The 1694-nt window shown below is 72.4% G+C and carries 1 protein-coding gene; it reads left to right on the top strand.

Translation table 11 applies throughout. From position 1 onward, the window contains the following. Positions 1-528 precede the first annotated feature (528 nt). The coding region (locus HLV61_RS23030) for a HAMP domain-containing protein (protein ID WP_369259749.1) at positions 529-1694 on the top strand (1166 nt) is incomplete at its 3' end.

The following is a 1694-nucleotide window of genomic DNA, read 5'->3' as shown; positions in this document are numbered from 1 at the left end:
CCACCCAGGCGCTGAGCCAGACCCGCGTCGCCGTCGACGAGTTGTCCCGGATGGCCGCCGACCTGCGCACCAGCGTCAGCCGTTTCACGCACTGATCCCCGTCCGCACGGCCGGTCATTCGGCCGGTCGCGCGGACGCATTCCCGAATGACGCCGGCGCGCGATCCCCGGAGCGGGCGGCCAAATAGCGCTACAAAGGCCCTCCCGGGACGTCGGCCGGGGCGCTGAACTGCGCGGAGACGCCTGTCGACACGACGACCGGGGCCGGGAACGGTCACGCGCCATCGTCCGGTGCCATGTCGACACGGTGTCGCGGAATGGCTGACGCGCCACCCCGTACGCCATTTACGGTCGTGCTCGGATCGTTACCGACACGCCATTTCCAGACGCTCCGAGTTTCTTTTCGGATCCGCCACAGTCATCCCCGACCGCGCCGCCGGTTCCGTGCCGGAACACACCTCAGGCACTGGGCCAGACCCACGTCGCCCGTTGTCCCTGCCAGCCCGACAGATCCCGAGGAGCACCCCCCATGAGCACCCCCCGCGCCGGCCGTCCCAGCGGCTGGTTCGCCGACCGGCCGATCGCCGTCAAGATCGGCGCGGCCGTCGTCGTCCTCGCGGTCGTCGCCGTCGCCATGACCGTCCTCGCGGTCAGCCGGCTGTCGGCCGTGGAGGCCGCCGCCGTCCGGATCAACGACAACGTCGTCCGGCTGTCCGACCTCGCGAACATCCAGCGGTCCTGGCAGGGCGACCGGTCTCGCTACAACACCTACCCGATCGCCGGCGCCCAGCAGCGTGCCGACCTGCGCACCGAGCTCGCCGAGCGGCGGGACACCATCGAGGGCCAGCTCGACGCCTACGCCGAGGTGACGGTCAACAAGACCGCCTTCGAGGAGTTCCGCGCCACCGTGGACGGCTACTACGACGTCGCCCAGACGCAGCTGGTCCCGGCCGCCGACGCCGGGAACACGGCCGCCGCGGCCGCGGTGATCACCGGTCCGCTGCAGGACGCCTCGGACTCGATCATGGACCAGTACAACGCCATGCAGGAGCGCCGCGTGGCGGCCGGGCAGGCCGACACCGACGACGCCGTGGGCATCGTCTCCTCCGCCACCGCCACCCTGTGGATCTCGCTGGCCGCCGGCATCGCCGTCGCGGGCGGGCTGACCGTCCTCGTCGTCCGGCGGCTCGTGGCAACCGTCCGCTCCGTGCAGCGCTCGGTGGAGGCCCTGGCCGACGGCGACCTGACCGTGACCCCCGAGGTCCGCGGCCACGACGAGCTCGGCCGCATGGCCGCCGCGCTGGTCACCGCGCAGGAGACGATGCGCGGCGTCATGTCCTCCGTCGCCGGCGCGGCCGACGCGGTGGCGGCCTCGAGTGAGGAGCTGTCGGCGTCCTCGGCGCAGATCTCGGCCTCGGCGGAGGAGACCTCGGCGCAGTCCGGCGTGGTGTCCGGTGCCGCGGAGGAGGTCAGCCGGAACGTGCAGACCGTGGCGGCCGGCGCGGAGCAGATGGGTGCCTCGATCCGGGAGATCGCGACCAACGCGGCGGAGGCGTCGGCGGTGGCCGCGCGTGCGGTGACCGCGGCGGAGACGACGACGGCGACGGTGGCCAAGCTTGGCGAGTCCTCCGCCGAGATCGGCAACGTGGTGAAGGTGATCACCAGCATCGCCGAGCAGACCAACCTGCTGGCGCT

Origin of the sequence: Geodermatophilus amargosae, assembly GCF_041028265.1 — a bacterium.
Taxonomy (GTDB): Bacteria; Actinomycetota; Actinomycetes; order Mycobacteriales; family Geodermatophilaceae; genus Geodermatophilus; species Geodermatophilus amargosae_A.
Note: the sequence above shows the minus strand (reverse complement) of the source record. Positions and strands in the feature narration are given on the sequence as shown.